Source organism: Polycyclovorans algicola TG408 (assembly GCF_000711245.1).
Classification (GTDB): Bacteria; Pseudomonadota; Gammaproteobacteria; order Nevskiales; family Nevskiaceae; genus Polycyclovorans; species Polycyclovorans algicola.
Window position 1 is genome coordinate 893,931 of the sequence record NZ_JOMH01000001.1, and the last position, 14,717, is coordinate 908,647.

Sequence of the window (14,717 nt, forward strand, 5' to 3'; positions counted from 1 at the left end):
ATGCAGATGCGTCCCGACATACAGATTCAAAGCATGATCAAGGCGCTGACCGACGTCGTGCTGCCCGCCGTCGATGCCGACAACAAGCTCGCTCACGAGCAGACCCGGCTGGTGATTGGCTTGCTGGGGCTGATGGGCAAGCAGATTCCCATGCAGTTTCAATACGACTGCGACGAGCTGGGCCGCCTGCTGGAGTTCGCCACCGAACTGCAACGCGCCACCGGTGCCGATCAGCCCGAGCTGGTCGCCCAGCAGCAGCGCGGGTCGCAGGTGCTTGAGCGCGCCAAGGCCGACCCCGCTGAAGTCGTCGCGGCTGTGCGGGCGCTGCGCGCGTCGACCGGCGCGGTGATTTCCGAGGCGTTCCGCAGTGCTGATGCCCCGGTACAGGACCGCGTGCAAAAGACCGTGCTGGCCATGACCTCGGCGCAGTTGCTGCGCGAGCGCGCGTGGGTCATGGCTCAGGGTTGGGAGCCAGACCCGTCGGCCATCCCCGCCATCGACACCTTGCTGCCGGACGTCAAAGCCGACTGAGCGTGCACCCCATGCCGCGCCGTGACGCGCGCGGCATGGGCACGTCAAGGCATCGCGAAGCCGTTGACGCCGTAGCCGGCGGCTTCGGGAATTTCCAGCCACATCCCCTCGGGGCGTTCGACCGACACCGGCTGCACGGTGACGATGGGCTGGGTGCGGGCGGCTGCCAGCGCCTCGCCGACGTGCGCTTGCTGCCCGAGTTTCTGTACGTTGAGCAGGGTCGCGGGCACCACCGTGCGTCGACCGGCGGCGGCGTCTTCAATCACGTCGGCCGGCCGCAGCCACGCCGAATCGACCGCCTCAAAGCCGTCGTGCAGCGCCACCTGCTCGGCCGGCGCCGCCGCCAGATAAAAGTAGGTGTCGAAGCGTTTCGGCATGAAGGTGGGGGTGATCCAGTGGGCGAATGGCACCAGCGCGTCGACACACAACCGCAGGTCCTCGGCTTCCAGCATGTCGGCAATGCCCAGCTCGCCCTGGTCCAGCGCTCGCCGGTATTGATCGCCAAGTTGCGTCACCCGGGCCACATCGACAAGCGCCGAGCCCGCCCCGGTGCGCGCCAACAGCAGGCCACACTCCTCGAATGCTTCGCGTATGCCGCAGACCCGCAGCGCCAGTTCGTCGTCTGACAGGGTTTCGGCACCGATGCAGCGCGCACGCACGCGGGGATCGGTGTCGCCGGCCGCGAGCTTGCCGCCCGGGAATACCAGCGCGCCAGAGGCGAAGTCGATCTGCTGGTGTCGCACCACCATGAACACCTCCATGCCCTCGGCACCTTCACGCAGCATCAAGATGGTCGCGGCCAGGCGCGTGGTCTGTACGGGTTCGGTCATGTCTGGGTTTCTCCAAAGCTTTGTTGTTTTGATTGCGCAGCAGGGTAACCAACCGGGCGCCGTTTGGGGTGGACGCGCGCCCCCCCGTTATGGGGTTATGCCGGCCAACCGGGTTTTCTACGCTGCAGCTTGAGAACAATGGGTGCTGCCATCACGGCGCGCTGACCAGAACGGATGGAGATGCGATGAGCACAGCAACTGAAGCGGTGACCCTGCCCAACACGGTGCCCGAGGTGATGGCTGCCGCATGCCAGATGGCCGGGCTGGACGACTTTGGTGATCGCCAGTTTGTGGAGGGCCTGACCCGGGTGCTCGACGGTTTTCGCAACGAGGCGCAGCTCAGCGCCATCGGCGAGCAGCTCGCCTACGGCGGCGTGATCAACATGCTGGTCAACCGGCTGCGCTACGTCCGCGACATCAAGGCGCACCCGGAAATTCTCGACGAGAAGATCGACCGGCCCATCGTCATCCTCGGCCTGCCGCGCACCGGCACCACCAAGCTGCAGCGGGTGCTGTCGGCCAGTCCGCAGGCCCTGGCAATGATGTACTGGCGGATGATGAACCCGGCGCCGTTTCCCGGTGAAGACCCGGACAACCCCATCGAGCGCATCCAGATGGCACGCGATGCGGTGCAGATGATCACCGCGCAGTTTCCCGGCTTCGTCGCTCGGCATCCCACCGAGGCCGAGGTGCCCGACGAGGAAGTGCTGCTGATGCAGGGCTCCTTCCAGTGCGTGGTGACCTGGCTGTTCGCGCGCATGCCGTCGTTCTACGACTTTTCGATGAACACCGACCAGCGGCCGCTCTATGATTTTCTGCACGGCCAGATGCAATACATGCAGTGGCAGCAGGGCGGCGCGCGCGGCCGATCGTGGGTGATGAAGTCGCCCTGCCATACCGGCGTGCTGGACACCCTGCTGCAGGTGTTCCCCGACGCGGTGGTGGTGCACTGCCACCGCGACGCCGAGGTCATTCTGCCGTCCATGTGCGGCCTCACCGAAGAGATGCGCCGTGTGCACAGCGATCACATCGACCGCGCGGTGATCGGCCCCGAGATGCTCGACTACTTCGGCACCAACATGGACCGCTATCTGGCGATTCGTGACGCGCTACCGGCTGATCGGATTCTTGACGTGCATTACCAGGAAATCGTTGACGACGTCGCCAGCGTGATCCGCCGCATCTACGCCCGCGCCGGGCGCGAGGTCGATGCCGAAACGCTGGCCAACGCCCGTCAGTTCGAGGAACAGCGACCCCAGCATTACCTCGGCAGCTATCGCTACGCCGCCCCCGATTACGGCCTGACGCCCGCGATGATCAACGCGCGTTTCGCCGACTACCGCCGCCGCTTTGCCGGCTTTCAATGACCCGCCCATAAACGGCGTCCAACGTGCCCCAGGAGTTTGCAATGCCCCATACCCCCCGCCTGAAAGATCAAAGCTTCGCCACGCCCGACGTCTGGAAAACCGTCACCAAAGCCATGGGCGAGCTGGAAAAGCTCGTCTGGGATGACCCGCGCGTCGCTGATGATCTGACCCGTGCCGAGGGCGCGCGCCAGCTCACCCGCCTGATCGGTGGCGCGATGCCGATCACCATGGAAACGGTGGACCCGAATCATCCGCAGTTTCTGCAACTGCTGAGCACCCAGATTCAGTGGGGACTGCCCTCGGCCGACTGTCATTACCTGTGGGCGCCGCTGCACGGCGACAACGTCTACCGCATCGTCGGCGACCGTGGCACGGCACGGCTGTTCGACATCGAGATTCGCAACGGCACCTTCGCCTATCTGGCCGAGTGGAGCTTGCATTCGCGCCTGGGCCACGTCGAGACCGGACCGGGCAACCAGGTGGAGATCTTCCTCAGCCGCAAGCGTCCCGCGGGTGCGCTCAACTGGGTGGAACTGCCGGAAGGCCGCTGCGACATTGTGCTGCGCCAGTATTTTTACGACTGGGACACCGAGCAGATGGCGCGTCTGTCCATCGTCAACGACAACGCCGTGTATCCGCCGCCGCCGCTTTCCGCCGACACCATTCGCCAGAACCTTGAGCGCTTCTGTGACTTCCTCGAACAGGTGCCGCCGGTGTTCCGCCAATCGGTCGAGGTTTACTACCAGCAGCCGCCCAACCAGATGGCGTTTCATGCCATCGACTACGGCTTTCGCGCGCTGACCTACGGCAAGGGCACCTACGACTGCAGGCCGGATGAAGCGCTGATTCTCGAAGTCAAACTGCCCAAGACCCACTACTGGAACATCCAGCTTGCCAGCCATTTCTGGGAAGCGCGCGACTTCCACCTGCGGCAGAACGCGCTCAACGGCCATCAGGCGCAGGTCGATGCCGACGGCATGTTCCGCGCGGTGATCTCGCATCAGGACCCCGGCGTTGCCAACTGGCTGGATGCCGGGGGGCACGCACAGGGCCTGGCCACCATCCGCTATTACGAGGCCGACACGACGCCGATTCCCACGGTGCGCCGCGTCAAGCTCGCCGAACTGGACGGCGCACTGCCCGCCGACACCGTGCGCGTCACGCCAGAACAGCGGCAGCGAATTCTGCGGAATCGGGCCTGGGCCATGCAGCGCATGGGCCGCAATTAATCCCGCCCCCGCACGTCCAGGAGACAACACACATGGCAAGCAGAATCGAGTCGCTGTTTTCGGTGCAGGGCAAGGTGGCGCTGGTCACCGGTGCGGGCACGGGCATGGGGCGGCAGTTCGCCCACACCTTGGCCGAGGCCGGTGCGCGGGTGGTCTGCGTGGCCCGCAATCAGGCGCGTCTTGAGGCGGTGGCCAGCAGCATTCGTGACGCGGGCGGTGAGGCAGTGGCGGTGGCCGGCGATGTCGGTAGCACCGCCGGAGTTGAAGCGGTGTTCGACGCCGCCGAGCAGGCCTTCGGCCGCGTCAACGTGCTGGTCAACTGCGCGGCACAGGTGGACTTCGGCCTGTTTCCCGACGTCAAGGACGAAAACTGGGAGGCACTGCTCAACGTCAATTTCACCGGCATGATGCGCACCTGCCGCAGCTTCTCGCGGCGTCTGATCGCCGCCGGTGAGCCGGGCGCCATCGTCAACATCACCTCCATCATCGGCGAGCAGGTGATTCCCGGCATTCCCACCTACGGCACGCTCAAGGCCGCCGCCATCCAGCTGACACGGTCGATGGCCGTGGACCTCAACGGTCAGGGCATCCGCGTCAACGCGATCTCGCCGGGGTATTTCCAGACCGAGATGGCCGCCTCGCTGTTTGAGTCCGAGGCCGGCAAGGCGTTGATCGAGCGCCACCCCCTGAAGCGGCTGGGGCGGGTCGAAGAGCTGGACGGCCCACTGCTGCTTTTGGCCAGTGACGCCTCCAGCCACATGAACGGCGCGGTGGTGACCGTGGATGCCGGGCACTCGGTGTATCTCTTTTAGGAAACCTCTGCAAGACTACTGCGCTCGTCATTTCGGCTTTTGACTTAAGCGGGCCTGACATCTGTCAGCCCCGTCCGGGGCCAAAAGCCGGCAGTGCTCGGAATACTCATGTACTCCAGTACATTCCGTTCCCTGCGCTCCGGCGGAACGCGAACTGAGCTTCGCTCGCTACGTTTTTCAGAGGCTTCCTGGGGTGTGCCTAAAGCGGCTTGACCGGGACCCTGGCAGTTCCTAACGTGGCACTGCCCTGGCCTTTTCGGCCTCGTGGCGCTGGAGGAGAGATGCCGCGCAAGAAGGCTGCCAGCCCGACGCATGCCCGCGTCATCCGCACCAAGTTCGAGCCCCCCCGGGCGTCGCGACGGACGGTGCCGCGCGACCGTGCGCTCAGCCTTTTGAGTCTGGGGGCCGAACGGCTGCTAACCGTGCTGCGCGCCCCTGCCGGCTTCGGCAAGACCACGGTGCTCGCCGACTGGCGCGGCCAGCGGTTGGCCGCAGGACGCCCGGTGGCGTGGCTGACCCTGGACGAAGACGACAACGACCCTGGCTCGTTCGTCCATTACGTGATCCGGGCGCTAAGTGACGCGCTGGGCGAGTTGGCCGACCACGCGCCCGAGCTCTCGGCCGACCCCGAGAGCGCGCCGCCCAAGGTGATGCTCACCTCGCTGATCAACGCGCTGGACACCATCGACGCGCCGGTCACACTGATTCTCGATGACTACGACCGTATCTCGGCGGCGGTCATCCACGACCTGTTGTCATTCCTGCTGCTGCACGCGCCCGACACCCTGCATGTGGTGATCGCCGCACGCGCCGAGCCGCCACTGCCGCTGGCCTACCTGCGCGCCCACGACGACCTGGTGGAGATCGACGCCAGCCACCTGCGTTTTGACCTCGATGATGCGCGGCGTTTCTTTGGCGAGGTGGCCGCACTCAACCTCGATGCCGGCCAGTCACGCGCCCTGCACGACGCCACCGAAGGCTGGGTGGCGGGCATGCAACTGGCGGCGATTTCACTGCGCGACCAGACCGATGCGTCGCGGGTCATCGACGCGCTGCCCGGCCGCTTTCGCGCGATCAATGACTACCTTGCCGAGGCGGTGCTGCCCAGCCTGGCCCCGCACACCGTTGAGTTTCTGCTGCGCAGCGCCATCCTCGAACGCTTCAACGGTCCGCTCTGCGAGGCGGTGACCGGTCGCACCGATGCCGCCGACCAACTGGCGGGTTTGCATCAACGCAACGCCTTCGTGCAATCGCTGGATGATGCGCAGCGCTGGTTCCGCTTCCACGCGCTGTTCCGTGATTTTCTGCGGGCTGAGCTGCTGCGCCGCTTCCCGGACGAGGTGATCCCCCTGCACACCCGCGCGGCCCACTGGTTTGCCGGGCAGCGGCTGTGGGCCGAGGCGGTGCGCCATGCGCTCGCGGCCGAGCGACTCGATCTTGCTGCCGAGTGGGTCGAGCACTGTGCGATGCGCGAGGTCGAAGACAGCCGCGTGCACGTGTTGCTGACCTGGGCGCGCAAGCTGCCGCCGCCGGCCATCCGTGCGCGGCCCCGCCTGCGCCTCGCGGTGGCCTGGGCGCTGCTGCTGACCATCGAGCTGGACGCCGCCATGGCCATCGTCGACGACCTGGACGCGCAAGGTGAATCGTTGGCGCTGGCCGAGCATGGGCTGGACCCTGCGGCGGTCGAATCCGAACTGCTGGCGCTGCGTTTCTGCATCACCGCGCTGCAGGACGACACCGTCGGCGCGTTGCCATTCGGTGAGCAATTTGTCGAACGCCTGCGCGACGGCACGGCCGGCGACGAACCGGTGGTCTGGGCGGTGCAGGCCACGCTCAACGGCCTCACGCACTGCTACCAGAAGGCCGGGCGGGTGGCCGAGGCGCGCACCATGCAGAGCGCCGACTTGTACCCGCTGTCGCGTGACCGCACACGCAACCTGTTCACCCAGTGTTACCGCGCCGCGACGCTGAGTGCCTGTGACCTGCGCGAAGCCCAACTCTTCGAGGCCGCCCGCCGCCTGCGTGAAGCGCTGGCGCTGGCCGAACGCCACGCCGGCCGACGCTCCGCCGCCGCGACGCTGGTGGCGTGCTCGTTGGCGGCCCTCCACTACGAGTGGAACCAGCTTGATGAGGTCGACCAGTTGCTCGCCGACCGGCTCGATATCGTCGACGAGGCCTGTTACCTGGATTCGGTGCGCTCAGCCTACCTGTCGCTCACGCGGCTGGCCATGGTCCGTGGCGACCATGACACTGCCCATGCACTGCTTGATCGTGGCGAGCTGCTCGCCAACCGGCGCGGCTGGGGCCGCTTGACCGCCGTGTGTCTGGCCGAGCGGGTGCGTCTGTATCTGCTCGAAGACCATCCGCTGGACGCCCGCGCAGCGCAGGTCCGGCTTGAAGGGCTGCTACCAGCCCGCGCGCCGGACGCGCTGGGCGCCGCCTCGGAAACCTGGCGGGTAATGGCCATTGCGCGCGCCCGCACCCGGTTGCATGCGGGGCGCGCCATTGATGCGGTGACCGCGCTCGAAGGCGTGATGGACGACGCCCGCGAAGACCGCAGCCCCTACCTTGATGCGCGAACCCGCGCCCTGCTGGCCGTCGCCCTCGACCGCGCCGGGCGGCCGGACGACGCCCAGATCCAGGTTGTCAAGCTGCTGCAATTGGGCGCGGCCTCCGGTCTCATCCGCTCGCTGGCCGACGAGGGCGAGGGCTTCGCCAGACTGCTGCGACGCCTGCCGGAGACCGCATGGCCGCAAACACCGGCGGCGTTGAAATGGCGCGACCAGCTACAGACTGTGCTCGGCATTTCCGCCGGCGCGGCACCCAAGGCGCGCAGCGCGGTGACCCTGATCGAACCGCTGAGCAAGCGCGAACTGGACGTGCTGACGCTGATCGCCCGCGGGCTGTCCAACGAGCAGGCGGCGCGCGCCCTGCAACTCGGTGCCGAGACCGTGAAATGGCACCTGAAAAATGTTTACGGAAAGCTGGGGGTGTCGCGGCGCACCCTCGCCGTGCACCGCGCCCGGCAGATGGCCTTGATCTCTGACGACCCGCCGCCGTCCTGACCGACCCCCCGTTTGGGGGTTCGTGATGGCGGGCGAAGGCCGGAAGCTGGGGCCGATACCCCACCCTAATCACGAGAGGATGCGAGATGAATCTGGAACAGAACAAAGCCTTGGCCGCCGAGTTTTTCGCCTGCTTCGGCCGCAGTGACGTCGCCGGTGCGCTGGCGATGATGACCGACGACGCCACCTGGTGGATTGGCGGCAAGACGCGACTGTTTCCGCTGGCCGGGCTCAAGACCAAGGCGCAGATGGGCGAGCTGCTGAACTCGATCGTCCCGACCATGAAGAACGGCCTGAAAATCACCCCCAAGGCCATGACGGCCGAGGGCGACCGCGTGGCGGTTGAAGCCGAATCGTTTGGCGAATTTCCCGACGGCCGCGTCTACAACAACGAATACCACTTCTTGGTGCTGGTACGCGACGGCAAGGTGGCGGCGGTGAAGGAGTACCTCGACACCATGCACACCGCCGAGATTCTGGGCGGCTGACGCGCATGCGCCCCGAGACGCCCGCCAATACCCGCCTGCTTAACGCCCCGCTGACGCTGCCCTGCGGCGCGGTTCTGCGCAACCGGCTCGCCAAGGCGGCGATGACCGAAGGCCTGGCCGATGCCGATAACCGCGCCACCGAACGCCATCTGCGCCTCTACCAGCGGTGGGCGGCCAACGACTTTGGCGTGATGCTGACCGGCAATGTTCAGGTTGACCGGCAACACCTGGAGCGCCCCGGCAACATCGCCATCGACGGAAACGGTGGACTCGATCAGTTGCGGGCGCTGGCACGCGTCGCCACCGCGAATGGCGCGCACTTCTGGATGCAGATCAACCATGCCGGTCGCCAGACCCCGGCGGCGATCAACGCACAGCCCCTGGCACCGTCGGCGATCTCGCTGCCAATGGCCGAGGCCGGTTGTGGCCAGGCGCAGGCGATGAGCGTCGCGCAGATTCGCGACGTCATTCGCCGCTTTACGCATGTGGCGGTCACTGCGCGTGAATGTGGCTTTACCGGGATTCAACTGCACGCTGCGCACGGGTATCTGATCTCGCAGTTTCTCAGCCCGCTCGCCAACCAGCGCGATGACGAATGGGGCGGCCCGCTGGAAAACCGCGCGCGGCTGCTGATGGAGATCGTCAGGTCGGTGCGGCGCGCAGTGGGGGCCGACTTCCCGATCTCGGTCAAGCTCAACTCGGCCGACTTCCAGAAAGGCGGATTCAGCTTTGAGGAATCGATGCAGGTGGTGCGCTGGCTCAGCGACGCCTCAATTGACCTGCTGGAAATCTCCGGCGGCAACTACGAGCAGATGCAGATGGTCGGGCTGGGCGAGCAGGCGCAGACCGCCGGGCGCCCGGTGGTGGCCAGCACCGCCGCACGCGAGGCCTACTTTCTCGACTACGCGCGGCAGATCCGTCCGCTGGCCAACATGCCACTGATGATCACCGGCGGCATGCGGACCCTGGCCACGATGAACGAGGCCCTGCAGTCCGGCGCCTGCGAAATGGTGGGCATCGGCCGGCCCATCTGCGTCGATCCCGACCATGCGGTGGGCCAACTGCTGCGTGGTGAGGTCGACGCCTTGCCGACGGTCGAACATGGCCTGCAACTGGCGCCCGGCGCGCTGGGGCCCGATGCTGACGCCGCGCTGTTCAAGCGCATCGAATCCTTCGGCCTGCTGGGCTGGTTCTGCCTGCAGTTGCTGCACCTCGGCGAAGGCCGCGCGCCAGACCTGCAGATGAGCGTGCTTGACGCCCTGCACGCCTACAAGGCCAACGAGACCGAGGCCGCCGCCGCGTGGGTGCGGCCGGTGCGCGAACTGGCCTGAGCATCCAACCCGCGACGAGGTGATCTTCGGTGCAGGGTTGGCGTCACCTGTTGCCCGTCGCGGCGTTATTCTTTGGACCTTTCCGGCGTAACAAGATCCCTTCACCGGGGCGGCGCCATTGATCCCGTGGAGGAGACCCCGATGCAGCCGAAGATCCTTGCGCAACCTGAGCGCATTCACCCCGAAGGCATGGCCGAGTGGTTTCGTCGCCGCGCCATGCGCGCGCCGGAAAAGCCCGCGCTCAGCTTCCAGGGTGAAACGCTGACCTATGGCGAGTTCCAGACGCGCATCGAACGTGCCGCGGCCATGTTGGCGGCCGGCGGTGTGCAGCGCGGCGATCGTGTCGCGGTGCTGGCGTTCAATCACCCGCAGACCCTGGTGCTGTTGTTTGCGGCCTCGCGCATCGGCGCCATTCTGGTGCCGCTCAACTACCGACTTTCGCCGGTGGAGCTGCGCGACATCATCATCGACGCCGGTGCCCACACGCTGATCTCCGACGCCCGCAATGTCGAGGCCATCGACAGCGTTCGCGGCGCACTCGGCTGCCAGCGGCATCTGCTGTTTGGCGGCAGCCGTGACGGCTGGGAATCAATGGAGGCCGCACTGGCCGCCGCACCCGCGAGCGTTGCCTTGATGGGCGGTCAGCCCGACGACATGGCCGTGCTGATCTACACCTCCGGCCCCACCGGGCGGCCCAAGGCGTGATGCTGTCGAATCGCAATTTCTGGGGCAACAACGCCAACTGGCTGCTGACCTCGGACTACACCTCGCGCGACGTGACCCTGAACATGGCGCCGCTGTTTCACGTTGGCGGGCTATGCGTGGTGTTGCTGGTCACTTTTTTGGTCGGCGGCCACAACATCCTGCATGACGGCTTCGAGCCGGGCGCATTTCTCGATGACCTTGAGCGCTACAAGGTGACGGTGACCTTCACCGTGCCGGCGATGATGCTGTTCGCCAGTCAGCATGAAAAGTTTGCCGGCACCGATCTGTCCAGCCTGCGGATGATTGTCGCCGGCGGCGCGCCGGTGCCCGAGCCGCTGCTGAAAACCTATGCCGCGCGCGACGTGCCGGTCAGCCAGTGCTACGGCATGACCGAGGCCACGGCGGGGGTCACCTTCCTCGAAACCACCCGCGCCGCCACCAAGCTGGGCTCTTGTGGGCGGCCCGGCATGCTCACCGAGGCCAAGCTGATTGACGCCGATGGACGCGAGATCACCGAGCCGGACACGCCCGGCGAGCTGTGCATGCGTGGCGGCAACGTGACGCAGGGTTACTGGAACATGCCCGAGGCCACCGCGCAGGTGCTGAGTGCCGATGGCTGGTTCCGCACCGGCGATGTGGCGCGGCGCGATGCCGAGGGGTTCTACACCATCTGCGACCGCACCAAGGATATGATCATCAGCGGCGGTGAGAACATCTATTCCGCCGAGGTCGAGAGCGTGCTCTACGGCCACCCAGCCATCGCCGAGGCAGCGGTGATCGGCATTCCCGACGAGAAGTGGGGCGAAACCGTGCTGGCCATCGTGGTGCCCAAGGCGGGGCAGTCGATCACGCTCGAAGAGCTGCGCGACTTCGCCGCCCAAAGCCTGGCGCGCTTCAAGCTGCCGCGCGTGCTGGAGGTCATCGACGTGATGCCGCGCAACTCCAACGGCAAGGTGCAGAAGCCGCAGTTGCGCGAGCGCTTCGGCGCCACGAAGGCCTGACGACGTCGACGCCCGGTCGCAGCATGAGGCCGGGCGTCAGCGTATTTCGAAACCCTCGTAGCCCTTCTGGGCAACGTCTTCACACGCCTGCCGATAGTTGCCCACGTGGATGTAGGACAGCACGCGGCGCGGCTTGCCTTCGATGTTGGCCCCGGTCCACCACGAGTCGACCTTGGCGATCAGCGTCGCGCCGGTCACTTCATCGTGATGTTTGACCCAGTTGTCTTCGAACGCCTGGGTGGCCTCGATCACCTTGGCCGTGCCGGCCTTTTCGACGTGGGCGATGCAGTCGGTGATCCATTCCACCTGCTGCTGCAGGCAGGTTGGCACGTTGCAGAATGCGGACGCTGGTGCCAGCGGCGCGGCCGAGGTGAAAAAGTTGGGGAAGCCATGCTTCTGCAGGCCCATGGCCGTGGTGATGTCGCGGCCCCAGAGTTCTTTTAGCGAAACGCCGTCACGGCCGCGAATATCGATGGCATTGATCGCCCCGGTGCCGGCGTCGAACCCGGTGGCCAGCACGATGATGTCCAGCGGGTATTCGCCATCCCGGGTGCGGATGCCGGCCTCGGTAATGCACTCGATGGGCGCTGCCTTGAGGTCAACGAGGTGCACGTTGTCGCGGTTAAAGGCTTCCAGATAGCCGCTGTCCAGCGGCGGCCGCCGCGTGCCGAAGCCGTATTGCGGAATCAGCTTGTCGGCAACGCCTGGCTTGGTGATGCGGGCGCGCATCTTCTCGCGCATGAATGCCGAGAGCTCTTCGTTGGCGACCGGGTCGACCAGCACCTCGGCGAAATTGCCGCCCCACATGATCAGCGAGCCGTCGGCGTACAGCGCCTCGAAAATGGCACGCCGCTCATCGGCCGTGGTTTCGGCCCAGGGCTTGGGGTGCATGTCGAAGGCAAAGCCGGTCAGCGAATGTTTTACCGCCTCGCCCAGCGCCTTGTACCGCGGACGAAGTGTGGCGCGGTCTTCGTCGCTCAACGCATGGTTGCGCATCGGAATCGCGTAGGTCGGTGTGCGCTGAAACACGAAGAGCTCGCCCACCTGCCCGGCGATGGTCTGGATCACCTGCACGCCGGTGGCCCCGGTGCCGATCACCCCGACGCGCTTGCCGGACAAGTCGATGCCGCCCTTGGGCCAGCGCGAGGTGTGCAGGAAGCGACCCTTGAAGTTCTCGTGCCCTTTGAAGGGCGGCACTTTCGGCTCTGACAGCGGCCCCAGGCACGACAGCAGATAGCGGCAATGGATGGATTCGCCCTGATCGGTGGTCACCGTCCACAGGTCGGTCGTGTCGTCCCAGTGAGCCGACGCCACACGGCTGTTGAAGCGGATCAAGGGGCGAAGCTTCAGGCGGTCGGTCACAAAGTTCAGATACCGCTCGGTCTCTTCCTGGGCGGGAAAGCGCTCACTCCAGTTCCAGTCGTTGAGCAGCTCGTCCGAGAACCAGTATTGATAGACCTCGGAGGCGGAGTCGGTGCGTGCGCCGGGGTAGCGGTTCCAGTACCAGGTCCCGGCCACCCCGCTGCCGGCCTCGAGTCCGCGCACGTTCAAGCCCATTTCACGCAGTCGGTGCAAGGCGTAGAGGCCGGCAAAGCCGGCGCCGATCACCACGGCGTCGAGCGTGTCGTTGGCGGTGTTTGCGGGCATGTTCATGGTGCTGGTCTCCTTGAAGGTTCGCGTCATGCGGCGACGCGAATAAGTGGGGAGACGGTAGCCGAGACCGGTGCATTCCGACGCTACCCGTCGGAGTGGCTGCGCGGTTTGGCCCGCGCCGATCAGACCCTGCGGCCGTGGGTGGCTTGCTTCGCACGTTGCAACACGACGTCGGCGTCGAAGTCGCCGCTGAACAGCCAACTGCCGCCCACGCAGAGCACCGCGTCCAGTGCCAACCATTGGTCGGCGTTGTCCGGGGTGATGCCGCCGGTCGGGCAGAAGCGGCATCGGGCGAAGGGGGCGGCCAGGGCTTTCAGCGTCGGGATGCCGCCATTGGCCATGGCCGGGAAGAACTTGAAACGCTCAAACCCGAGGTCGAGTCCGCGCATCAGATCGCTGGCGGTGGCGATGCCGGGGAGTAGCGGAAAACCGCGATCGAGCGCCGCGCGTGCCAGTGACGCGGTGAGCCCCGGACTGACGGCGAAAACCGCACCGGCACGCTGGGCTGCGTCCAGGTCGCGGGGGTTGAGCACCGTGCCAGCGCCGACGACGGCGCCGTCGACCTTCGCCATTTCGGTGATCACCTGCAGTGCCGCAGGGGTGCGCAAGGTCACCTCCAGCGTCGTCAGGCCCCCGGCGACCAGCGCTGCGGCGAGCGGCTGTGCAATGCGCACGTCGGCCACGGTCAAGACCGGAATCACCGGGGCGGCTCGCATCAAGGCGTCGACGGTCATCATGGCAAGGGGTCCTTAGCAAAGGCGGCAGCGGCGCCGAGCAGACCCGGCTCGGGATGCAGAATGAGGTGAACCGGCAGCTGTTCCAGCATCGGCGCCATCCGCCCCTTGGCGGTGAAGCGCGCAGCGAACCCCGAGCCAGGCAGCACCTTGGCCAGGCGCCGCCCCAGCCCGCCGGCCACCACGACGGCGGCCGCCCCCTGCGCCAGCGCGATGTCGCCGGCAACGCTGCCCAGGCACTGACAGAAGCGTTCGAGTGCGGCGTGGGCGAGCACATCGCTGCCGTCCAGCGCGGACTGCCACAAGACGCGCTCATCGAGGGTTGCAGGTTGGGTCAGCCCCGCCTTTTCGGCGAGCACCCGGTAGATCGTCAGCAGCCCGGGGCCCGAGATCACCCGCTCGGCCGAGACGCGCGCATGTTGCAGGCGCAGCGACGCGAGAATGGCGTCGTCAATCGCATCCGCCGGCGCGAAGCTGACATGGCCGCCTTCGCATTCGACCACCGTGTCGCCCTGTGCGCTGCGCAGAATCTGCCCGACGCCGAGGCCGGTGCCGGGCCCGATGATGCTGATGACGCCGCGCGCCGGCAGCGCCCGCGCCGGTCCGCAGAGCCGGCGCAACTGTGCCGGATCGACTTGGGTAACGGCATGGCCGACGGCGCCGAAATCGTTGATCAGGCGGCACCGATCCAGCCCCAGGGTCTGCGCCAACGTGCGGCGATCCAGCGTCCAGGGGTTGTTGGTCATGCGCACGACCTGTTCGGTCAGCGGCGCGGCGACGGCAATGGCGGCGTTGCGCGGCAAGCTGCGGCCACAGTACTGCATGAAGGCATCCCAGGCCGAGGCCAGGCTGGGGTGCGCGGCCGTCTTGAGCGTCAGCGGTTCGGACAGCGAGACCACCTGTGCCCCATCAAGCTGCGCCAGCGCAAAGCGCGCGTGTGTGCCGCCAATGTCGGCCGCGACGATCTCCAT

General features: G+C 66.5%; 12 protein-coding genes and 1 pseudogene. 9 read left to right on the forward strand and 4 right to left on the reverse strand.

Going from position 1 to position 14,717, the window contains the following annotated elements; genetic code table 11:
• The gene (locus U741_RS0104320; protein WP_029889263.1) at window positions 1-531 is read left to right on the forward strand and encodes a hypothetical protein; all 531 of its coding nucleotides are present in this window, start codon (window positions 1-3) and stop codon (window positions 529-531) included.
• A 44-nt stretch (window positions 532-575) separates the two neighbouring features.
• Here U741_RS0104320 and U741_RS0104325 read toward each other — a convergent pair whose 3' ends face one another.
• Window positions 576-1,361, reverse strand: coding sequence for an NUDIX hydrolase (locus U741_RS0104325; protein ID WP_029889264.1), 786 nt, complete (start codon window positions 1,359-1,361; stop codon window positions 576-578).
• Window positions 1,362-1,546: 185 nt separating this feature from the next.
• Between U741_RS0104325 and U741_RS0104330 the strand changes: the two genes are divergently transcribed.
• From U741_RS0104330 to U741_RS19635, 8 genes and pseudogenes are all read left to right on the forward strand, one after another.
• On the forward strand, window positions 1,547-2,728 hold the full coding sequence (locus U741_RS0104330) for a sulfotransferase family protein (protein ID WP_029889265.1): 1,182 nt from the start codon (window positions 1,547-1,549) through the stop codon (window positions 2,726-2,728).
• Between the two features lie 41 nt (window positions 2,729-2,769).
• Window positions 2,770-3,957, forward strand: a complete 1,188-nt coding sequence (locus U741_RS0104335; RefSeq protein ID WP_152551490.1) for a DUF1214 domain-containing protein — start codon at window positions 2,770-2,772, stop codon at window positions 3,955-3,957.
• A 32-nt stretch (window positions 3,958-3,989) separates the two neighbouring features.
• Complete coding sequence (locus U741_RS0104340; RefSeq protein ID WP_029889267.1) at window positions 3,990-4,769, forward strand: SDR family NAD(P)-dependent oxidoreductase; 780 nt, start codon at window positions 3,990-3,992, stop codon at window positions 4,767-4,769.
• A 281-nt stretch (window positions 4,770-5,050) separates the two neighbouring features.
• A complete protein-coding gene (locus tag U741_RS0104345; protein ID WP_029889268.1) occupies window positions 5,051-7,834 on the forward strand; it encodes a winged helix-turn-helix domain-containing protein in 2,784 nt (927 codons plus the stop codon).
• Between the two features lie 86 nt (window positions 7,835-7,920).
• Window positions 7,921-8,322, forward strand: a complete 402-nt coding sequence (locus U741_RS0104350) for a nuclear transport factor 2 family protein (protein ID WP_029889269.1) — start codon at window positions 7,921-7,923, stop codon at window positions 8,320-8,322.
• Between the two features lie 5 nt (window positions 8,323-8,327).
• The gene (locus tag U741_RS0104355; RefSeq protein WP_043110188.1) at window positions 8,328-9,653 is read left to right on the forward strand and encodes an NADH:flavin oxidoreductase/NADH oxidase family protein; all 1,326 of its coding nucleotides are present in this window, start codon (window positions 8,328-8,330) and stop codon (window positions 9,651-9,653) included.
• Window positions 9,654-9,869: 216 nt separating this feature from the next.
• Window positions 9,870-10,873, forward strand: a pseudogene (locus U741_RS19630) (AMP-binding protein); the annotation flags it as partial.
• Between the two features lie 174 nt (window positions 10,874-11,047).
• On the forward strand, window positions 11,048-11,359 hold the full coding sequence (locus U741_RS19635) for a class I adenylate-forming enzyme family protein (protein WP_235200654.1): 312 nt from the start codon (window positions 11,048-11,050) through the stop codon (window positions 11,357-11,359).
• Between the two features lie 36 nt (window positions 11,360-11,395).
• Here the strand turns inward: U741_RS19635 and U741_RS0104365 are convergent, their stop codons facing one another.
• From U741_RS0104365 to glk, 3 genes are all read right to left on the reverse strand, one after another.
• Window positions 11,396-13,012 (reverse strand): flavin-containing monooxygenase, encoded by a 1,617-nt coding sequence (locus U741_RS0104365; RefSeq protein WP_029889271.1) that lies wholly within the window; start codon window positions 13,010-13,012, stop codon window positions 11,396-11,398.
• Between the two features lie 122 nt (window positions 13,013-13,134).
• Entirely contained in the window at window positions 13,135-13,749 is a 615-nt protein-coding gene (eda, locus tag U741_RS0104370) for a bifunctional 4-hydroxy-2-oxoglutarate aldolase/2-dehydro-3-deoxy-phosphogluconate aldolase (RefSeq protein ID WP_043110189.1), read from the reverse strand.
• Entirely contained in the window at window positions 13,746-14,717 is a 972-nt protein-coding gene (gene glk, locus U741_RS0104375) for a glucokinase (RefSeq protein ID WP_029889273.1), read from the reverse strand. Before glk ends, eda begins: the two co-directional genes overlap by 4 nt.

What these genes read in the sequence shown, in the direction of transcription:
- U741_RS0104325 (WP_029889264.1), bottom strand. Translation starts at nt 1,361, where the DNA reads ATGACCGAACCCGTACAGACCACGCGCCTGGCCGCGACCATCTTGATG.
- U741_RS0104350 (WP_029889269.1), top strand. Translation starts at nt 7,921, where the DNA reads ATGAATCTGGAACAGAACAAAGCCTTGGCCGCCGAGTTTTTCGCCTGC.
- eda (WP_043110189.1), bottom strand. Translation starts at nt 13,749, where the DNA reads ATGATGACCGTCGACGCCTTGATGCGAGCCGCCCCGGTGATTCCGGTC.
- U741_RS0104320 (WP_029889263.1), top strand. Translation starts at nt 1, where the DNA reads ATGCAGATGCGTCCCGACATACAGATTCAAAGCATGATCAAGGCGCTG.
- U741_RS0104335 (WP_152551490.1), top strand. Translation starts at nt 2,770, where the DNA reads ATGCCCCATACCCCCCGCCTGAAAGATCAAAGCTTCGCCACGCCCGAC.
- glk (WP_029889273.1), bottom strand. Translation starts at nt 14,717, where the DNA reads ATGGAGATCGTCGCGGCCGACATTGGCGGCACACACGCGCGCTTTGCG.
- U741_RS19635 (WP_235200654.1), top strand. Translation starts at nt 11,048, where the DNA reads ATGATCATCAGCGGCGGTGAGAACATCTATTCCGCCGAGGTCGAGAGC.
- U741_RS0104330 (WP_029889265.1), top strand. Translation starts at nt 1,547, where the DNA reads ATGAGCACAGCAACTGAAGCGGTGACCCTGCCCAACACGGTGCCCGAG.
- U741_RS0104345 (WP_029889268.1), top strand. Translation starts at nt 5,051, where the DNA reads ATGCCGCGCAAGAAGGCTGCCAGCCCGACGCATGCCCGCGTCATCCGC.
- U741_RS0104340 (WP_029889267.1), top strand. Translation starts at nt 3,990, where the DNA reads ATGGCAAGCAGAATCGAGTCGCTGTTTTCGGTGCAGGGCAAGGTGGCG.
- U741_RS0104355 (WP_043110188.1), top strand. Translation starts at nt 8,328, where the DNA reads ATGCGCCCCGAGACGCCCGCCAATACCCGCCTGCTTAACGCCCCGCTG.
- U741_RS0104365 (WP_029889271.1), bottom strand. Translation starts at nt 13,012, where the DNA reads ATGAACATGCCCGCAAACACCGCCAACGACACGCTCGACGCCGTGGTG.